Here is a 20,668-nt window from a genome sequence, read left to right as displayed (position 1 = left end):
TCTAACCTCCCTTTATTCCTGAGTCTCGTCGTCGTTACCAAGGACCTTATCCAGGTCGTTTTGCAGGCGACGGCCGTGCTTGTCGCGACGCAGGCCAACAAACAGGCCGTATGCCGCAGTTGCGACTGCGCAGATGATCATGTACCAGTGGACCCAGCAGGTGTCCTTCTTGCCGTCGAACTTACCCAGCGGGTTCTTGGCGTCGAAAATCTTCTCTTCCTTCTGCTCCCGATCGTTGCTGGCCGAGGAGTCGTCGCCCTTGGGCGCCGTGGTCGTCGTGGTGGAGCCACTGTCCGAGCTGTTAGGCGTCAGGTTGGGAACCGCGGGCGTCGACGGCGTCGTCGGGTTGGCGGGCGTCGACGGGGTGGTCGGAGTGGTCGGGGTGGTCGGCCTTGCAGGCGCGGCGGCAACCGTCAGCGTACCGAGCTCATCGGTCAGCTCGTAGTTATCCGCGCTCGTCTGCATCCAGTCGATGGTGTAGGTGTTCTGCGAACTACCGACGTTAGTCTGCTTGCCAGTGACGGCGATGCCAATGCGATCGCGCTTAGCCAGGCCGTCGATCGTGACCGTTGCGCTTGTAAGCGCCTGGCCGTCGTAGACCTTGGTAGCGCTGCCCGTCACAACATGCAGCGGGGCCTTGGTGATGCGATAGCTCTTGGCAATCGTTCCGGCGTAGTTACCCTTGCCGGTGATGGTCACGTTGATCGTCGCGACATCGATAAAGTCATCGGTGTCGTAGGAGACCATGTAGTCAGCACCCTCAACGAGTGTCTTGCCTTCGGCGTCCTTCACAACGGGCGTCCACTTATGCTCGACGCCATCGTAGACGGCATCCTTGGGATCATCGACCGTAACGCCCTTGTAGTTATCGCTCGGCGTACCGGGTTCGGACGGAACGATAGACTGCTTGGTCACGGTAAGCGTGCCGAGGTTCTCGGAGACAACCTTGTAGTTCTTGGCCTTGGCCGTCTTGTCGAACGTCAGCTTGTAACCGTTGCTGGAGGAGCCCACCTGGGTCTGCTTGCCGATAGCCTCAAGCGTTGCCTCCTCATCGCCCATCAGGTCGAGCTCGGCGGCGCCGGCAGTCAGCGCCGTGCCGTCGTACACCTTGGTGGCGGAGTCGGTCGTAACCGTCAGCTCGGCAGGCAGAACCTTGATGGTTCCGTCAATCTTCTTGATGTTGAGCTTGGACGTCACGTCCTCGCCCTCGGCGTTACGGATCACCAGGTGGTCCACCGTAGCCTTGACGCCCTCGCCGTTCGCATCCGTAGCGGTTGCGTCCGAGCTGGGCGTGCCGTCAACGGTGTAGCCCTCGGGCAGCTGCGACACGGCAACCGTCGCGCCGTGCGCATTGCCATCGTAGGTAAAGATGCCACCCGTCGTGGTGACCACCACAGTGTCCTCGGACTCAGTCACCGTCAGCGTGCCGGTCTCGATGGAGTCAACGGTGTAGTTCGCCTCACGGGCCGTGCCGGTCCAAGCGAGCTTATAGGTGTTCGCCGAATGGCCGACCTTGGTCTGGCTGCCGGTAACACGGAAGTCGACCGTCTCGCCGTTGACGAGGCCGGTGATAGCACCGCCAGCCGTCAGGGCCTTGCCGTTGTAGACGCGCGCGGCGCTCTCGGTCTTGATGAAGACCGGTGCCGGCTTAATGCGGTAGGTCCTCGAGACCGTGCCGGTGTAGTTGCCCTTGCCGACAACCGTCACCGTAATAGAACCGGCGTTGATAAAGTCATCGGTGTCGTAGGTGAGCGTGTAGTCCACACCCTCCTTGAGCTCGGTACCGGTGTAGTCCTTTACCTCGGGAGCCCACTTATGGGTCTGGCCGTCATAGGTCAGGTCCGCAGGATTGCTCACCTGGAGCTTGTGGTACGACGGGTCGTTCGGGTTCACGGACTGAGGCGTGACGATGAGCTTGCCGAGCGTATCGGAAGCAATCGTGTAGTTGCCTTCCTTGGCGGCACCCCAGGCGATGGTGTAGCCGTTGTCGCTGGAGCCGACGTTGGTCTGCGTGCCGTTGGTCACGACATCGGCGTGCTCGCCAGAGACCAGGCCGTGAATGGCACCGTTCTTGTTCGTGAGCTCCTCGCCGTCGTATACCTTGGTGGCGCCCCCGGTCTCAACCGTGATCTTCTTCGGGCTAACCGTGAGCGTGCCAGTCTTGACGGTGACATTCCCGAACATGTCGGTCACGTCATCGCCCTTGGCGTCGAGGATCTTGTAGCTCTTGACCGTGTTCTCGGAAGAGCCGGCGTCGGTCTGAGTACCGTCCATCTTGGCCTTGACCGTAAAGCCCTCGGGCAGGCCCTCGGCCTTAATCTCATCGCTCGTCAGGGCATGGCCGCTGTAGGCATGCGATGCAGAGCCGCTCGTAAGCGTCACGGCCTTGGTAGACGGCGTGACCTTGAGCGTACCGAGGACATCGGTCACCTTGTAGTTGGATTTCTTGGTGTCCTTCCAGTTGATCTCGTAGGTGTTGTTAGAGGAGCCGACCTTGGTGCGGCTGCCGGTGGTCTTGGCAGAGACGGAGTCCTTGCCCTTGAGGCCCTCGACCTTGATGCCGTTGGCGGTCAGTGCCGTGCCGTCGTACTCCTTCTCGCCGCCGTCGGTCGTAACCGTCAGCGGGGCGGGATTGATCTTGATCGTCGCGGTGCCGCGCTTGATGTTGAGCTTGGACGTAACGTCCTTGCCCTGTGCGTTCACGATAACGAGCTCGTCGACCGTGGCCTTGACCTCGCCGTCGGCAACATTGGTCCCCGTGGCCTTGGACTCGGCCTTCTTGACGGTATAGCCCTTGGGCAGGCCGGTGACCTGGACGGTGGTGCCATGCGCGTTGCCGTCATAGGTGGTCTCGACGTTCTTCGGGGAGACCACAATCTCGTCCGCAGACTCTGTCACGACGAGCTTGCCGAGCGTGGCACCCGCGATGGTGTAGTTGCCCTCGTCGGCGGAACCGTCCCAGGTGAGCTCGTAGCCGTTGTCGCTCTCGCCAACCTCGGTCTGGGTGCCTGTGGCGTGGACAGCCGCAGTCTCGCCGTTCTTCAGCCCCTTGATGGTTGCGGCGTCGTGCGTCAGCGACTCGCCGTCATAGACCTTGCTCGCGCCCTCGGTCTCGACCGTGAGCTTGGCAGGCGTGACCTGGTAGGTGCGCGTGACGGTACCGGAGTAGTTGCCAGTGCCGGTAATAGTCACCGTGATGGTGCCGGTCACGTTGATGAAGTCGTCCTTGTCATAGGTGACGGTGTAGTCCACGCCCTCAACGAGCATCTTGTCGCCGTCCTTGACGATAGGCGTCCACTTATGGGCATGGCCGTCGTACTCGACGTCCTTAGGCGAATCGACGCTCATGCCGTAGTCGGCGTCGTCGATGGAGCGGGTCGTGATCTCGAGGGTACCCGGGTCAGTCGCAATGCTGTAGTTGCTCGCCTTGAAGCCGTCGCCCTTGGTGAAGGTGATTGGGTTGTCAACGGGCGCGGCCGTGACGTTGGTCACAGAACCGATTGCCTTGATACCGGAGACCTCGCCCTCGACAAAGCCGTCGCCGCTCACGGTGACATCCTTCGCCTCGAGCGGCGTGCCGTCGTAGACCTTGCTGTCGTTCTTGACGCCGGTCAGCTTGACGGAGCGCTTGGTGATCTCGTAGGTGCGCTCGACGGTGCCGGCGTAGTTGCCGGTGCCGGTAATGGTCACGGTGATGATGCCCGTAACGTTGGTGAAGTCGTCCTTGCTGTAGGCAACGGTGTAGTCGGTGCCCTCGGCAAGTGTCTTATCGCCGTCCTTGACGGTAGGCGTCCACTTGTGGGCCTGGCCGTCGTACTTGACGTCCTCGGGTGCGTCGACGGACATGATGTTGTCCTCGTCGTCCGGGTTGGGGATGATGCTCTTGGCAGTGACGGTGAGCGTGCCGTCATTCTTGGTGATCTTGTAGTTGTCCAGGCTCGTGCCCTTACCGGCGTTGACGGTGTAAGCGTTGGAAGTACTGCCCACGGTGGTCTGCTCGCCGGTGAAGTCGTAGGTGAAGCTCTCACCCTTGACGAGCGAGCCGGCGGTCACGGTGGCCTCGTGCTTGGTGAGCGCGGTGCCGTCGTAGGTCTTGTTCGCGGTGGCGGAGGTAACGGTCACGGGACGCTTGGTGACCTCGAGGGCCGCCTTGCCAGTAAAGACGTTGCCAAACTGGTCGGTCACATCGTCACCCTTGGCGTCCTTGATGGAGTAGGTGCCGACCTCGGCGATAGCGCTCCCAACGTTGGTGACGGAGCCCTTGGTCTTGGCCTCGAGCGTATATCCGGAGGGCAGGCCATAGGTGGTCACGCCAGCGCTCTTGAGCGCCTCGCCATCGTAGGTCTTGGTACCGCCCTGCGGGATCACCATGACCGCGGTCATGTTCTTAGTGACCTTCAGGGTACCCAGGCTCTCCTCGACCTTGTAGTTGGACTTCTTGGCGGTGTCGTTCCAATCGAGCGTGTAGCCGTTGGAACTCTTGCCGACCTTGGTCTGGGAGCCCGTCGTGGTGAAGGCCGCGGTCTCGCCGTTGACGAAGCCGGAAACCTTGCCCTCGGCGGTCAGCGCTGTGCCGTCATACGCCTTGCTCGCGCTCGGCGTAGTCACGGTCAGGGTAGCGGGGGTAATCTCGATGGAGCCCTTGCCCTTGGTGATCTTGAGGTTGTTTGTGACATCCTCGCCCTGGGCGTTGACGATCACGAGGTCATCGACCTTAGCGGCGACAGGCTTGCCCTCGTTCACGTCGGTTACCGTGGCACTTGAGGTGGCGGCCTTGACCGAATAGCCCTCGGGCAGGCCGGTAACAGTCACGTCGACGCCATGCGCCTGCCCATCATAGACGCCCTTGTAGCTGCCGGGGGTCGCCACGATCTCGTCGGCGGTCTCGGTGACGGTGAGCGTGCCGAGGTTCTCGGAGACAGTGTAGTTGGACTTCTTGGCGGTACTCTCCTTCGCGGCCCAGTCGATGCTATAGGTGTTGGTGCTGGAGCCGACCTTGGTCTGGGAACCCGTCGTCCTAAAGTCAGCGGCCTCGCCGTTGACGAAGCCCGTAATGGAGCCCTCGGCCCTGAGCGCCTTGCCGTCGTAGACCTTGGAGTCGCTGGGCGTGTTCACGGTAAGCGTCGCGGGCGTGATCCTATAGGTGCGCTCGACGGTGCCAGCGTAGTTGCCCTTGCCGGTGACGGTAACGGTCACGGTGCCGACGTTCTTGGTGTCCTCGGAGAAGGAGACCGTGTAGTCGGTGCCCTCGGCGAGCGCCTTCTCGCCGTCCCTGACCTCGGGCTTCTGCTCCTGGCCCTTACCGTTGTAGACGAGGTCCCCGAGCGTGCCCACGGTCATCTTGTTGTTCTCGTCGCCTGGGTCGGGGACGATGCTCTTGGCGGTAACCGTCAGGGTGCCGTCGTTCTTGGTGACAACCCTGTAGTTGCCCTCATCGGCGGTACCCCACTCGATACCCGCGACCTTGTTGTCGGAGCTGCCGACCTCGGTCTGGGAGCCCTCGGTCTGGGCGGTCGCAGTCTCGCCGTCCACGAGACCCTCGATGGTGCCACCCGCGATGAGCGGCGTGCCGTCGTAGACCTTGCTGCCGCTCTTGGCGTTCACCGTGAGCGGGGCAGGCGTGATCTTGTATTTCTTGGTGACGGTACCGGTATAGTTGCCGGCGCCGGCGATGGTCACCTTGATGGTCTTCGCGTTTGTGAAGTCATCGGTGTCGTAGGAGACCGTGTAGTCGGTGCCCTCGGTGAGTTCGTTGCCCTCGGCATCCCTGACCGTCGGGGTCCACTTGTGTGCCTTGCCGTCGTAGACGTGGTCGGACGGGTCGCTGATGGTGTTGCCCTTGTAGCTATCCGGGTTCTCCGGATCGGGCACGATGGACTGTGCCGTCACCTCAAGGGTGCCGAGCTTGTTGTCCATGATGTTGTAGTTGTTCTCTTTACCTTTCTTGAGCTGGTAAGAAATGGTGTTGTCGGAGCTGCCGACCTCGGTCTGGGAGCCGGTCGCGTGGACCTGGCCGTCGCCGGCAAGATCGGTCCCGATAAAGCCGGTACCCTTGCGGTTGGCACCCATGTCGACCCAGTCTTTGGTGAGCGCCGTGCCGTCGTAGACCTTAGAAGCGCTGGCAGAGGTCAGCTCGACATCGCGCTTGTTGATGGTGAGCGTCTGCTCAGCGTACTGGTATCCACTGTAGTTATCGGCAGAAGCACGAACCTCGACCGTCAACGTACCGGCGTTAATCGCCGTGATCTGTGACGGATCGGCGCGCCATTCGCTGTCGGCGCTGCCCTTGACGCGGTACTCGAGATTCACCTTGATGCCGTTGACAGAGGCACTCGCCGAGGCCTTGCCGGCAGTATGCGAGTCGGCATCGTAGGTGTACTCGGCGTTCTTGGGCTTGATGGTAAGGCCGTCCTCTGCAGAGAGTGAAGTGATGGAGAGCTTGCCCTCCTTCTTGGTGATGCTGTAGTTACCCTTCTTGAAGTTGGCGTTGGTGTCGTAATCAATGGTGTTGGTAACCTCGCCCTCGGCAACCGTGGTCACGGAGCCGGTAGCGCGAACGTTGGTGACTTCGCCGTCGACAAAGCCGTCGCCTTCCACGGTGACATTAGGCCTGGTAAGAGCGGTGCCGTCGTAAGGCTTGGAGTCTGTCGCACTTTCGAGAACCACAGAGCGCTTGAGAATCTGGTATTTCACGTCGGCGCTGCCGGAGTAATTGCCCTTACCGGTAACGGTAACGGTAACGGTGCCGACGTTAGTAGCGTCCTTACTGTAAGAAAGCGTGTAGTCAACGTTCTTCGCCAGAGTCTTATCCCCGTCCTTAACGACGGGCTCCTCCTGCTGAGGCTGGCCGTTGTACGTGACGTTCGCAGGAGCCTCCACTGTCATGTTCACGCCAGTCTTGATATCCTTGGGCGTGATGTTCAGCTGGCCATCGACAACCTCGAACGTAACCTTGGAGAAGTTCTGGTTGTTGTTGCTGAAGTCGCTAGGCTTGAGCTCCATGTCGTAGGTGCCGACGTTTGTACCCTTGACAGTGTCGTTGCCGCTAAAGGTGAAGTCGGATTTCTTGTACAACTCATTAGATGCCGAGAATTCATAGCCAGAGACAGACTTCTCGGTGCCATCGTACTCAACGTTGCCGCTGTTCTCGGCAATAGTGACGACGACCTCGTTCTCGTCAGCGGTCACAATGAGTTTGCCGCACTTGGTGGTAACCCAGTAGTCGGCCTCGCTGGTACCTTCGTTGAAGGTATAGTCGAAGGTGTTATCGCTTTCGCCCTTCTCGGTCTGGGAACCAGTAACGTTAAAGGAAACGCCCTCGCCGTCGATAAAGCCAACACCTTCACCCTTGGCGGTTGCGGTGACGGTGCCGTTGGTAAGCGGAGTTCCGTCATACGGCTTGTTGCCGCCCTCGGAAGTCAGCGTCACAAGACGCTTGGTGATCGCGATGCCCTCGAAGCTGGTGGCGTACTGGCCCTCTGCATAGTTGGAGCCAGTGGCGCGCAGCTGCACGGCCTGGTAACCAAAGTGGGTAATCGTGATCTGGGACGGATCGCTCGTCCATGTTTTGCCATCAATGCTGTATTCGACATTCAGGGCATTGCCATGCTTATCGGTCGCGGTCACGGCGCAGGCGGCAAGCGGCGTGCCGTCGTAGACCTTCTGGTTATCGTGAGTGTCCCACACAACACCACCCTGGTCGATTTCGCCACCCTCAATCTTGAGCCAGCCGTCCTCAACCACGAACTCGACGTTGGAGAAGTTCTCATTGGTGTTGGAGAACTGCTCCTTGGCAAGGTTCATATTGTAGCTGCCAACAGCGATACCCTTAGCAGTCGCATCGCCCGTGAACTTAAGGTTGCTTTGAGCGTAAAGGCCGTTATCGGCAGAGAAGTCATAGCCAGTCACGAACTGCGTGGAGCCGTTGTAGGTCTTAGTGTCCTGCTTGCCCTTGATGGTGACGGTGACCTTATCGGTAACCGGGTTCACCGTCAGGGTGCCGTACTCAGGCTCAGAGAAAATGTAGTTGTCTACGCTCGTATTGGCGTTAAGCGTGTAGGTATAGGTGTTCTTCGCCTCGCCAACGTTGGTGATGGCACCGGTGTAGGTAAAGGTTGCGCCCTCGCCCTCGGCAAAGCCGGTCACACGCTCCATCTCTTGTTTGGTGTGCTCGTTGCCATCGTAGGTCCACTTATCAGAGGCAGACTTCATGGTGACGGTGGCTTTATTGATGACGAGAGAGCCGTTCTCAGTCGTGACCTCGAACTCGCTCGACACGTCATTACCCTTGGCATCCTTCACCACGGCGGTGCCGGTGATGTTGTTGGAGTAGGTGCCAGCGTTGGTCTGAGTCGGGTCCTCGGTGGTGAGGCCGGAAACCGTGTACTTGTTGCCGTCGACCGTGAACTCGGTGCTCTCGATACCAGTGGCGGAGTGCTGCTTGCCGTCATAGGTAGCCTTGCCAGAGTTTGCCTTGACCGTGATCTGGTACTTGGCGTCACGGTTGGTGACGGTCAACGTGCCAGGGATGGTGGTGATGTTGTAGTTATCAACCTTGGTGTTGTCGTTCAGCGTGTAGCTAAAGGCGTTGGAGCTCGAGCCGACAACGATCTGGGAGCCGGTGAACTTATAGGTCGCGCCCTCGCCCTCGGCGAAGCCGGACTCGGTCGCAAGCGCAGTCTCGCCGTTGACAAGCGCCGTTCCGTCGTAGGACTTGGTGAGATTGTCGGACTTCAAGGTCACCTCAGCCTTGGAAATGTCAACGTAGCCGTCAGTCACGACAAAGGTGACATTGGTGAAGTTCGTAGCGTCATCGTTGGTAAACTGCGCGGCGGTAAGCCCCATGACGGTCTTACCAGCATCGGTGCGAGCGGCCTCTGCGGTACCGGAGAAGGTCACCTTGTCCTTGGTGAAGAGGTCGTTAGTGGAGTTAAAAGTGTAGCCCTCGGCCTTGTACTCTTTGCCGTTGTAGGTACCGGTCGCGGTCTTACCAACAATGGTCACCGTGATCGGATCGCTGATGGGCTTAACGGTCAGAGTTCCGTTGGAGGTCGTTATCTGATAGTTGTCAGCGTTCGTTCCCTCGGTAAGTTCGTAGGTAAAGGTGTTGTCGCTCGAACCGGCGTTGGTCTGGGAACCGGTCACATGAGCCGTGAACCCCTGGCCCGGCGCAAAGCCGTCACCAGAGACGGTAACGTTGCTGTTGGTGAGCGCGGTGCCGTCGTAGGGCTTCTCATCGTTAGCGGAAGTCAGGGTGACCTCACGCGGGGTAACGGTCATAGAACCGTCTTTGACAACCTCAAAGGTAACGTTGGAGAAGTTCTTGTTAACGTTAGCGAACTGATCCGCCGTGAGGCCCATGTACGTGGTGCCAGCATCCGTGCGGGCCGCGGTAGCGGTGCCGTTGAAGGTAAAGTCCGTGCCAGCGACCGCGCCGTAGAGCGTGGACTCCTGGCCATCGACGGTCACGTCTGTAACGGTGAAGCCAGAGGCGTTCTTCTCAGTGCCGTCGTACTTCTCGGTGTCGATATTGCCCTTGACCTGAACGACAACGGCCTTCTGAGAGGCGGTCACCTCGAGGGCGCCGCTCCCCTTAGTAATGTTGTAGTTGTCGAGGTTGGTACCCTTGGCGGCCTCATAGCTCGTAATGGAGCTAGCGCTCGTGCCGGCCTCGGTCTGGGAGCCGCCATAGACAACGTTGGCCACCGTGTCGTCGCCGATAAAACCAGTGGCGGTGAAGTCGGTCGCAGTGAGCGGCTGGCCGTCATAGGGCTTGGAAGCGTCCTTGGGTGCAATGGTCACATCGGCCTTGGCAATGGTGAGCGTACCGTTCTTGGTCTTGACCTCGAACTCGCTCGTCACGTCGTTGCCCTGGGCATCGGTCACCTTGGCGGTGCCGGTGATGTTGTTAGCATAAGTACCGACGTCAGTCTTGGCCGGGCTAGAAGTTTCAAGGCCAGAGACGGTGTACTTCTTGCCGTCGACCTCGAACTCATTGGTCTTGAGACCCTTAGCAGAGTGCTCGTTGCCGTCGTAGCTGGCATCAGCGGAGTTGGCCTCGACCGTGATGGTCTGGGTCGCACCGCGAGAAGTCACGTTAAGGGTACCTGGCGCTGACTTGATGTCATAGTTGTTGGAGTTGGTGCCGTCCTTGTAACCCCACTCGGAGATTCCGCTCTCGCTAGTGCCGGGAGCGGTCTGGAAGCCCGTGTACTTGGGGTTGGCAATACTCTGACCGTCGACGAAGGAACCCTCTGCGACCACCCAATCCTTTGCGACAAGAGCGTTGCCGTCGTAGACCTTGGAGACATCCTTGGGCTTAATGGTCACTTCGCGCTTGTTAATGGTAAGCTTACCGTCAACTGTCTTCACGTTGAACTGAGAAGTGACGTCGTTGCCCTGGGCATCCTTCACCACGGCATTGCCGGACACCTTATTGGTGTACTCGCCCGCATCGGTGCCGGATACGCTTGCACTCAGACCTTCAACGATGTAGGTAACGCCCTTATCGTTGGTGAAGGTGGTGCCGGACAAACCTGAAACAGAATGCTCGGTGCCGGTATACGTCTGAGTGTCAGAGTTGGCGGTAACCGTAATCTCGTACTTCTGGGAACGATCGGTAACCTCAAGCTTGCCCTCGGTCTTAGTAATGTTGTAGTTCTCGGCCTTGGTGTTGCTGTTTAGCGCATAGGTGAAGGCATTGGCGCTGGAACCCACCGTGGTCTGGGAACCAGAGAAGGCGTAGGTTGCGCCCTCACCCTTAACAAAACCTTCCTCAGTTTTAAGTGCGGCTCCATTGTTTGTGAGCGCCGTGCCGTCGTACCCCTTAGAGAGATCGTCGGATTTAAGCGTCACGTCTTTCCGAGCAATGTTGAGCTCGCCGTCGACGACCTCGAACTTGACATTGGTGTAGTTCTTGGCGGCATCACCGGAAAGCGAGAACTGGGTGTCCTTCAGACCCATGGCGTACTTGCCGGCATCGGTTTTGGAGACAGATGCCGTTCCGCTGTACTTCACATCAGATTTAACCACACCGGCCGGCGACGTGGAGGCGTCGATGTCATATCCCTCGACAGTCTGCTCTTCGCCGTTGTACTTCTTGCCGCCCTTGTGACCCTTGACCGTAATCGTGACCTTGTCAGTCACCGGAGTAATCGTCAGTTTGCCAGAAACCGTCTCGGACACTATATATTTAGCGTCCTTGGACACCGCGCCCTGAGCGCCCTCGTTAAAGGCGACTTTGTACTCACCGGCATTTGTACCGGAGCCCTTGGCTGTGATGTCGTCAAACTTCGCCGCACCCTCGCTTGTGGTATACCCCTCAAGCGCCTGCTGTTCACCGTTGTACGTCTTGCTGGCAGACTTCGCCGTCAACGTCACATTCTTGTAGTAGTAAATATTGATGACGTTCTCGCCCGCATCGAGTACGCGCTTGGTGCTCTTGCTCGGCTTGATGGTATAGCCACCAAAATCCTTGGCAACATCGGCAACATCGATAACGTCATCGAACGAATAATCGCCCGCCAGCTTATCGCTCTCGATCAACTCGTGAGAATCTTTGTCACCCCACAGGTAATTGACCGTGACGGTCGCACTCTTCTTTTTCCACTGCGCCGTAATGGTCACGTTGTTGTCAGGCATAGTGAACATGTCGCCAGAATTGACCGATATCTGGTCACCCAGGCCGGAAACCTTCCAACCTTCGAACTCGTAACCCTCACGCTTCGGCTCGGTAAGAACGGTATGTGTCTTGCCGGCATTCACCTTATACGTTGTACCGGCACCGCTCTTCCAAGAACCACCCTGCAGGTCATACATGACCATGCGACCAGCAACGTACTTCGCATAGAAATTAAGGTTCGAGTTACGAACAACGTACGGCAGCGACGCAGACTTGGTCAGTGCTGCATCGAGGAACCAGCCGGAGAAGGTGTACTCGACACCGTTGACGGTCTTGGTCTCGGGGTAGCTCTGGTTGAAGTCGCTAATGTTGGTGGAGTCGCCCTCGCGAGCCGTCGTGGTCACCGCGACCTGCTGATAGCCCTCGCCCGAGGCGGTCGGGTCATCGACCCAGTACTTGACGGTGTAGAGGCCCTTGCACTTGACGACGACCTGGCAGTCGACATGATAGCCGTCGTCATTGCGCGTCAACTTGTAGGGAAGAAGCTCGATGGACTCGATGTCGGAATCCTTGACTTCGACGTTCGGAAGCTGGCTCTTGATCACCGATTGGTACATCTTGACGATCTTATTCCAGTCATTGCTCCCGCGCTTGACGTCTAGCTTCGAGGATGTCGAGCCGCCGGGCCACTTGGTCACGCGAGCTTGCGCATCGTATTTTTTTGTCGCGCCATTGTCCTTGGGGAAATTCGAGTTGTTATAGCCAGTCAGGTTGATCTTGCCTTTTCCGAGCTTCTGCCAATTTCCCGTGTTGATGGAGTCGAGCTGACCGGACGGGTCGTTGAGATAGAAAAACATCGCGTCCGTCTCGCCACTTGTGGTGTGCGTTACCGTCACATCGTGATCGGCAGTCAGGACGGTCTTGCCATCCGCGCTCGTCCACATGACGGTAACGGTAGCCTTGCCCTCGGAGACACCAGTGACCTTACCGTTCTTGTCGACGGTAAGGATATTCTCGTTATTCGACGTCCAAGTGTACGTGCCGCCCTTCTGGGCAGGCTCCAACGTCGGGGTCAGCTGGATGGTGTTGAACTGTTCGACCGTGTCGGGACCGGAGACGGAAAGTTTGATCTGCTTCTCACGAATCCTGTACGTCTTTTTGATCTCACCCTCGTGATGGTGCTTGCCCTTGATTTCGACGGTAATCTTGCCGGGCGACGTAAAGTCGCCAGTCTCCTTGCCGTCACGCTTATAAATAACGTCGTACTCGGTATCGTCGAGGGTCTCTTTCGTATTCTTATCCGTTACGGTCGGAGCCCACTTATGCTCCTGGCCATCATAATCGACATCGCTGGGGCTGTCGGACGCGATAGGAGTCCTGTCCTTAACGGGCACAGGATCGTCGAAAGTCTTCGCTTCACCGGAATATTTACTGTTCCAGCCCTGATCGCCAAAGGGAGCGATTTTTACTTCATAGGTCTTGTTCGGATCGGAGAAGTCACCGCTCCAGGGGTTGCATCCCTTGTCTTCACCATTGATGTAGTAGGTGACCTGGAAACCTGTCTGCCATTCCTTGACGGGCTCGTTTGTCTCGGCATCTACAATCGTCGGAATAGCCTTATACGTCCCATCTACATACGTCCAGTCCGCAACCTTCCACTGGCGCTTACGGATCGTGACGTTAAACGTGTCCGAATAAACCGTGTTGTTCGTACCGGGAACCTTATATTTGCACTGAACCGTAACGACCTTGCCGTCTCCCGCAAACTGATACAGAGCTGTCAGTTTGATTTTCTTCGTCCCAGCACCGGAGTCTATTCTTGCCGCCGTGTAGTCGCCGTCCCCGATGAGATGCCATTCCCATTCGGAAGCATTCTTCGTTTCGGTCAGCTCGAACTCACTATCAACGACCACAGAAGAAGGTCCTTCAATACCCGGAGTGGTCGCATCTTTACGGTCAATGATGTCGACGACAAAAGTTTTAGTCTGGTTCTGCCACCGCGAATCCTGATATGTATAGGTGGCGGTAACGCGGCCAACGCCCCTTGTGGCTAGCTCCGCTTTGTTGCCAGAAGTCGTTTGCGAGATGATACTCCAGTCCGAGAATGACCACCAACCGCTATTCGAAGCACCGGTCGCCTTCAACGTGATGCTATCGCCGACCTCGACGGTGTAATCGGCATCCGTCGCGGCCTGGACAGCCACGGCGTTCGTGTCGGTGGCGTTCTGCTCGATCGGGGTGGCGGCCTCGGTCGTCTCAGCTTGCTTCTCCTGCTCGGTCTCGAGCGTGACCTTGGGGGATTTGGCCACTTCGGCGGCGGGAACGGTGTACTCACCGTTCGCGTCCGCCTTGAGTTTGGTCTCGACACCGTCGACCGTGAGCTTGGCCTCGTTCAGCTTAAAGCCGTTATCGGCCGTAACGGAGAACTTGAAATCGACGCTCGCGGGAGCCGTCACCTTCTGGGACGGCTGCGCAATGACCTGACCCTGATAGGTAATCGAAGCGTTGTTGAGTGCGAGGGCGATGTCGGCCGTGGTCGCCTTGTCCTGAGAGACGGCCTGCGAGGTCTGCGTGTTCTGACCAGAATCGGCAGCATCGTCCTGTACGGCGGAGTTGTTCTCCGTGGTGCCTTGGTCAGACGCCTGGCCAGACGATGCATCATTTGCCGTCGCGGCGGTATCGCCCTGCGAAGACTCGACATTCGACTCCACAAATGTGTCATCCGTCTGGATACCCTCGGCGATAGCCTGGACAGGTACACCAGACAGTATCATGCTGGCCGTCATGACCGTCGCCATCGTCTTGATGCCAAACACCTTGGCATGGCGCACGAAGGACCCGTTGCCCCTGCTCGCGCCGCCCTCCTCGACCCAACTTTGCTTGCGCATATGTATCTCCTTTGGTCGCTCGGCCCCAACCGCACGACCACTCGAGCTCACCACCTATTCAGGACAAATAGGCAGAATCCGACAGAATCATACAAATGAAATATTAGTGAATACGCATGATGTTTTCATCATATTCGGCACCGAAATCAACCCATTTTCACGAACCATTAAGTCTCGCTTAATTCAATCGTTGCGACGGGCGCCGATTGTCGCCCAAACGGTCTGGCGCTGCAGTTATGAGCCCTCTGGAGGGGCTATACTCAGACCGATGAAGTTCTTGAGTTTCGACAGCCCTTTCCTTACGAAGGTCGCCCTCGCCGCGGCTGCCCTGGTCCTTGCCGCGACCCACCTTGCAGGCTGCGGCTCCATCTCAGATGAGGTATCGGGCACGGCGTTCAGCATGCCCGAGCACGTGGCAACGGCGACCTTCGACGCCAATGCCGCTGAAACCTCGGGGACATGTGCCATCGACACCTCGTCCGTTGCATCCGGCTACGTGGGTGCGAGCGCGCAGGCGTCGAGCCGGCTCAAGTTTCTGATCGCCTGTGGCGACGCCACCATGATCTACGACCTTCCACAGGACGGCACCCCCATTGTGTGCCCTCTGAGCCTGGGCGACGGGCCATACAGCTTTCGCATCATGCAGAACACCTCGGGTGAAAACTACGTGGAGCTTTTCAGCGCCCAAGCGAGCGTCGAGCTCTCGAGCGAGTTCGAACCGTTCCTCCGCCCCAACATCTACTGCGACTTCGACGACGCAAGCGCCTCCACCGCCCAAGCGCGCAAGCTCGCCAAGAAAGCAAAAACGCAGGCCGAGGCCGTCGAGGACGTTTGCAACTGGATCGTAGAGAACATCTCCTACGATGACGCCAAGGCATCGCAGCTCAAAGACGCCACGGGCTACATCCCCGACCCCGACTCGACGCTCAAGACCAAGAAGGGCGTCTGCTTTGACTACGCGAGCCTGGGTGCCGCTATGCTGCGAGCACTCGGCATCCCCACCAAAATCGTCACGGGCAACGTCTCGCCCGACGGTATTTACCACGCCTGGATCATGGTCTATATCGATGGCACGTGGAAGAGTGCGCCGTTCGATGTGGAGCCCAAAACGTGGTCGCGCGTGGACCTCACCTTCGCGGCGAGCGGTGACGATAAAAACGTGGGAGACGGAAAGGAATATACTGACCGATATGTTTACTGACAACATCCATCTAGCAACGTCAGGAGAGTAAATGGCCGATCAGCTCTTGGAAAGCAGCGCCATCAGCGCGTTCTGCGACAGCGTGGCCACCATGCTCGCGGCCGGCATCCAGGTCGACGAGGCCGTGCACATGTTGGTCGAGAACCGCGAGGCATCGCCGTTCAAAACGGTCTGCGACAAGGTCTACACCCAGCTCATCGCCGGTGAGGGTCTCGCCGGTGCCATGGAGAGTACGGGGGCGTTTCCGCCGTATGCCATCGAGATGGTGAAGATCGGCGAGGTCTCAGGCCGCACCGAGCGTGCACTCCGCAGCCTCGGTCATTACTACGACAGCGAGGATCGTACGTTCGCAAAGCTCCGCAGCGCCGTGGGTTACCCGACGGCCCTGCTCGTGATCATGGGGTGCATCCTCGCCTTCACCGTGATCCTCATCCAGCCCACGTTCAGCAGCGCTTACGCCAACCTCTCGGGTTCGCTCACCTCGGGCTCGTTCTCGATGGTGAGCGCCTCGGCCATCATCGGCTGGGTCGCGCTCGTTGTGGTGCTCGTCGCCGCCGCCGCGGCGCTTTGCCTCTCGGTACTCACGTATACCGAGAGTGGCCGCATTCGCGTGGTCAAGCTGCTCGAGAAGGTTCCCGTGACCAAGCGCACCATGTACCAGCTGGCGCTCTCGCACTTCACCAACGCGCTCGCCGCTTTTGTGGCCTCGGGCGTGCAGGACGAAGTCGCCATGGAGCGCGCCACCGCAACTGTCGACCACCCCGAACTCAAGAAAAAGCTCGAGGCCGCGGGCGCGTCTATGGCGGACATCCAAAACCCCCGCAGCATGGCCCAGGCCATCAGCGAACACGAAATCTTCGAGCCCATCTACGCCCGCATGCTCACCGTCGGGATGCACGCAGGATCGGCTGACGATGTGTTGGCTTCGCTCGCCGAGACGTTCTTTGACGACGCCACCGCCCAGATCGACGCCGTCGTCGACCGCGTCGAGCCCGCGCTCGCCGCTTTCCTGACCGTGGCCGTGGGCGCCACGCTGATCGCCGTCATGCTGCCGCTTATCGGCATCATGGGCTCTATCGCATAACCGGACGGCCTGCTATGTTCCACGAATTGACAGATAAAGACATCAGGCGCCGCCGAAACCGCAGGATCGCGGTCGTGGCGCTCGTGGTGGCGCTGGCGACAGCGGCGTTTGGGATCTTCTCCGCCGTGCGCGCCAACGCGCGCGAGCAGGGCGCCGTGGCGCTGCGCGATTCCGTGCTCGTGGCCGCCAAACAATGCTGTGCAATCGAGGGCAGCTATCCCTCGTCGCTCGAATACCTTGAGCAGAAGTACGGCCTCACCATCAACGAAGACGACTACGTCGTGTCCTACGAGTGGTTTGCCGGCAACGTGATGCCCAGTGTGGTGGTGACACCGCGATGAGCACAAACGATATCGATCACAACCTCTCCCGCGTAGAGGCGCTGTCGCGGCTGCCGCAGATTACGGCGCGCAGCGAGAAACGTACGCGGGCGCAGGGAGCATTCCCCGTCCTCCTTCTGGGTGTCTTCTTTGTGGCACTGCTGGGCGCACTGATCGCCGGCGTCACCGTCTACCGCAACATCAGCGGCATCCAGGAACAAAATGTCGCACGGCGCGAGGGGCTCGAACTCATCTCGAACATCGTGCGCGCAAACGATGCCAAGGGCGCCATCGCCACGAGTGAGGGTCCCGAGGGTCGTGCGCTCGTGATCGTCGAGACACTCGACACCGGCACGTTCGAGACGCGTCTCTACCTCTACCACGGTCACGTGGTGCAGGAATACAGCCCCGCGGGCACGGCCTATACGCCTCAGAAGGCGAGCGAGGTCACGGCGTCCAAGACGTTCTCGTTCTCCTATTCGCACGGGCTTCTCTCCGTCACCACCGACCAAGGCACCTGCGAGGTCGCCCTCCGCTATCTTGAGGAGGCCGAGTAGCATGGCAGCAAACAACGGCTCCGCGCCGTCCGGGCGCATGCGCGCAACGACGGCCTATATCATCGAGGCGCTCGCGCTGCTCGCGGTGCTGGTCGCTTCGATGGCGGTGTTCACGCAGCTCTTCGCCGCCTCGACCCAGACCGCGGCCTCGTCTTCCCGCCTCTGTCGCGCCGTCTCGGTCGCCGAGAACGCGGCCGAGGAGTTCTCGGCCGACCCCGCCGCCGTCGAAGGCGGCGAGAGCACAGGACTCGGCATCGCCAATGGCACGAGCGACGGCTTTACCGTGAAGACCAAGGTTACCAAGGATAAGCGCGAGGCCGGCACGCTCTGGCACGCTCACATCACCGTCTCGGACGATGCGGGGAAGGCCTACGAGCTCGACACCCAGCGCTACGTGAGCGAGGCGAGGTAGATGGCGGCACAAAACGCAAAGAGCGTCCGTATAGGACCGATCAGCCTGCTCACACTCATATCCGTGCTTCTGCTCGCCGTATTGGCGATGCTTTGCGTGACCACATCAAACGCGGCAGACGCCATGTCGCGCCGCCAGTCGGCATCCGTCACGGGCACCTATGAGCTCGAGAGCTGCGGTCAGGCTGCGCTCGCTGGCATCGACGAGCACCTCAAGGGCGCGACGGGCAACGCCTCGACCGCCGCTGCGGACATCGAGGCGGTCGGCAGCAGTATCGCGGCCGATGCGGTCGCGACCTGCAAGGACAAGAACCTCACCGTCGACATCTCCGCCCAGGACGCCGACATCGTGCTCACCGTAAGCGATAGCGACGGGCACCGCCTCGACGCACGTGTCACGGTGAGCGACAACCTCACCTACTCCATCACGCAATGGAAAGTAACCAGTACCCACGAGTCCGAGCAGCAGGGCCTCTGGTCCGGCAACGGCTCATCCAACTAGCGACAAGGAGAAGCTCCATGCAACTCAATGAACTGCTTCAGCAGATGATCGACGCCAAGGCGTCCGACGTCTTCATTATCGCCGGGCTGCCCCTGTCCTACTCCAAGAGCGGCATCCACGTGCGCAGTGACTCGCCCGCACTCAAGCCGGCAGACACCGAGGCCGCCGTGCGTGCCATCTACAGAATCGCCGAGCGCGATTTCGAGCTGTTCCATGGCAACGTCAACCACGACGATGACTTCAGTTTCTCCGTGGCCGGCGTGGGACGGTTCCGTGTGAACATTTTCCGCCAGCGCGGCTCCTTCGGCGCCGTGATCCGTGTCATCCCCTTTGGCCTACCCGATGCCCGCGAGATGCAGATCCCCGAGACGGTTCTCAGCCTCGCAAACCTCAACCGCGGCATGGTTCTTGTCACCGGCGCCGCCGGTTCGGGCAAGTCGACCACCCTCGCCTGCATCCTCGACCGTATGAACCACACGCGCTCGGGCCACATCATCACCATGGAGGACCCCATCGAGTACGTGCACCGTCACGGCAACTGCATCATCACGCAGCGCGAGATCCCCATGGATATCGCCACCTATGCCGAGGCACTGCGCTCCGCCATGCGCGAGAGCCCCGATGTAATCCTGCTGGGCGAGATGCGTGACCCCGATACCATCAGCACCGCCGTTTCCGCCGCCGAAATGGCACAGCTCGTGCTCTCGACGCTCCACACCACCAGCGCGGCCGACACCGTCGAGCGCATCCTCGACGCCTTCCCGCCCAACCAGCAGCGCCAGATCCGTATCCAGCTCTCCATGGTGCTCCAGGCCATCGTGAGCCAGCGTTTGGTGCCCACCGTCGACGGCGGCGTCACGCCGGTGTTCGAGGTCATGCTCATGAACACCGCCATCCGCAACCTAATCCGCGAAGAGAAGTCCCACCAGATCGATTCCGTCATTGCTGCGGGCGGCGCGTATGGCATGCAGACCATGGACCAGGCCCTGTTCAACGTCGTCAAACAGGGCGTCGTCGCCAAAGACGTCGCCCTGCAGCACGCAAACCATCAGGAAGCCCTCGCACGCCGCTTCGCAGCAGAGGGCATGTAGAGACCCGCATCGCAGGCAGACAGCCCGCCTCCAGTCATGAACTGCCTCCCATTTCTTGGACATGAGAAATGGGAGGCTTTCTTTATGCGCGTCGACTTGAGGGTGAAGCACGACATCGAGGCCAGGAAGGCGGCCATAGGGCTCTTCGAGCTCGGGCACGGGTATAAATCTGCCGCGATTGCCCTTTCGCTTCCCGCGGAAGCCGTGAGAAGATGGCAGGAGATATACCGCGCGTTCGGGAGCGAGGTGCTGCTGAGCATGGACGGAAAGCAGGGCAGGTACACATACGAGCAGAAGGTCGCCGCCGCCTCCGCCGTCGTCGACGGCGGCATGACGAAGACCGAGGCGATGGCGGCGTTCGGCATAATGTCGATGTCGCCGCTCAAGAAGTGGTGCGCGCTATACCGCCGGGGCGGCGCGGAGGCCCTGCGCCCGAGGCCCAAGGGCCGGCCGAGCGGTTCCAGGGCGAGGCCGCGGACCTGCGAGGAGGAGCTCGAGGAGCGGTGCCGCAGGCTCGAGGGCAGGGTGGCCTACCTAAAAAAATTACGCGCCCTGGTCGAGAGGGACGGACTCTGACCAGGGCGAAGGCCGAAGCGGTCGCGGCCCTGAGCGCCGAGGGGCACGCACTCGGGCACCTGCTCGCATGCGCCGAGCTCAAGAGGTCGACCTACTACTACGCCCTCGCGCACCCGCCGAGGCCCACGCGCCCCGAGCTCCGGGAGGCGGCCGCCGAGATCTTCTCGCGCACCGCCAACGGCTGCGGGCACCGGCAGATAGCGATGTGCCTCAGGGCGGAAGAGGGGGCCGTGATAGCCAACCAGACCGTGCTCAAGATGATGCGCGAGATGGGGATTCGCTGCGGGATCAGACGCGAGACGGCCTACTGTTAGCGCTAATCTAAAATTGACCACTTTCGCAAACGCATCTCGCCGAATGCGCTAACGCGCTTTCGCCGACCCCGCTAACGCACTTTCACCAACTGCGCTAACGGAAC

Annotated in this window: 10 protein-coding genes; 9 read left to right on the top strand and 1 reads right to left on the bottom strand. The window is 59.8% G+C overall.

Going from position 1 to position 20,668, the window contains the following annotated elements; all coding sequences use genetic code 11:
* Positions 1-12: 12 nt before the first annotated feature.
* On the bottom strand, positions 13-14,508 hold the full coding sequence (locus ACTQ05_RS08200; protein ID WP_441538801.1) for an Ig-like domain-containing protein: 14,496 nt from the start codon (positions 14,506-14,508) through the stop codon (positions 13-15).
* 268 nt (positions 14,509-14,776) lie between these two features.
* Between ACTQ05_RS08200 and ACTQ05_RS08195 the strand changes: the two genes are divergently transcribed.
* The 9 genes from ACTQ05_RS08195 to ACTQ05_RS08155 all read left to right on the top strand — a co-directional run bounded on the left by ACTQ05_RS08195 (position 14,777) and on the right by ACTQ05_RS08155 (position 20,564).
* On the top strand, positions 14,777-15,709 hold the full coding sequence (locus ACTQ05_RS08195) for a transglutaminase-like domain-containing protein (RefSeq protein ID WP_441538800.1): 933 nt from the start codon (positions 14,777-14,779) through the stop codon (positions 15,707-15,709).
* Positions 15,710-15,740: 31 nt separating this feature from the next.
* Positions 15,741-16,793: a type II secretion system F family protein gene (locus ACTQ05_RS08190; protein ID WP_441538798.1), complete on the top strand. Its 1,053-nt coding sequence runs from the start codon at positions 15,741-15,743 to the stop codon at positions 16,791-16,793.
* 74 nt (positions 16,794-16,867) lie between these two features.
* On the top strand, positions 16,868-17,134 hold the full coding sequence (locus ACTQ05_RS08185) for a hypothetical protein (protein WP_441063262.1): 267 nt from the start codon (positions 16,868-16,870) through the stop codon (positions 17,132-17,134).
* Positions 17,131-17,670 carry a DUF4860 domain-containing protein gene (locus tag ACTQ05_RS08180; RefSeq protein ID WP_441063264.1) on the top strand — a complete coding sequence of 180 codons (540 nt, stop codon included), beginning with the start codon at positions 17,131-17,133 and terminating at the stop codon, positions 17,668-17,670. Before ACTQ05_RS08185 ends, ACTQ05_RS08180 begins: the two co-directional genes overlap by 4 nt.
* A gap of 1 nt (position 17,671) precedes the next feature.
* Positions 17,672-18,082 (top strand): hypothetical protein, encoded by a 411-nt coding sequence (locus ACTQ05_RS08175; RefSeq protein ID WP_441063266.1) that lies wholly within the window; start codon positions 17,672-17,674, stop codon positions 18,080-18,082.
* Positions 18,083-18,583 carry a hypothetical protein gene (locus ACTQ05_RS08170; RefSeq protein WP_441063268.1) on the top strand — a complete coding sequence of 167 codons (501 nt, stop codon included), beginning with the start codon at positions 18,083-18,085 and terminating at the stop codon, positions 18,581-18,583. It begins immediately after the preceding gene.
* 17 nt (positions 18,584-18,600) lie between these two features.
* Positions 18,601-19,674, top strand: coding sequence for a type IV pilus twitching motility protein PilT (locus tag ACTQ05_RS08165; protein WP_441538796.1), 1,074 nt, complete (start codon positions 18,601-18,603; stop codon positions 19,672-19,674).
* Between the two features lie 84 nt (positions 19,675-19,758).
* Positions 19,759-20,250: a helix-turn-helix domain-containing protein gene (locus ACTQ05_RS08160; protein WP_441538794.1), complete on the top strand. Its 492-nt coding sequence runs from the start codon at positions 19,759-19,761 to the stop codon at positions 20,248-20,250.
* A complete protein-coding gene (locus ACTQ05_RS08155; protein WP_441538793.1) occupies positions 20,178-20,564 on the top strand; it encodes an IS3 family transposase in 387 nt (128 codons plus the stop codon). The genes ACTQ05_RS08160 and ACTQ05_RS08155 overlap by 73 nt, the downstream gene beginning before the upstream one ends.
* Positions 20,565-20,668 lie beyond the last annotated feature (104 nt).

This window comes from Collinsella sp. LCP21S3_A9 (assembly GCF_052118785.1).
Lineage (GTDB): Bacteria > Actinomycetota > Coriobacteriia > Coriobacteriales > Coriobacteriaceae > Collinsella.
This window is presented reverse-complemented; position numbering and strand designations above follow the sequence as displayed.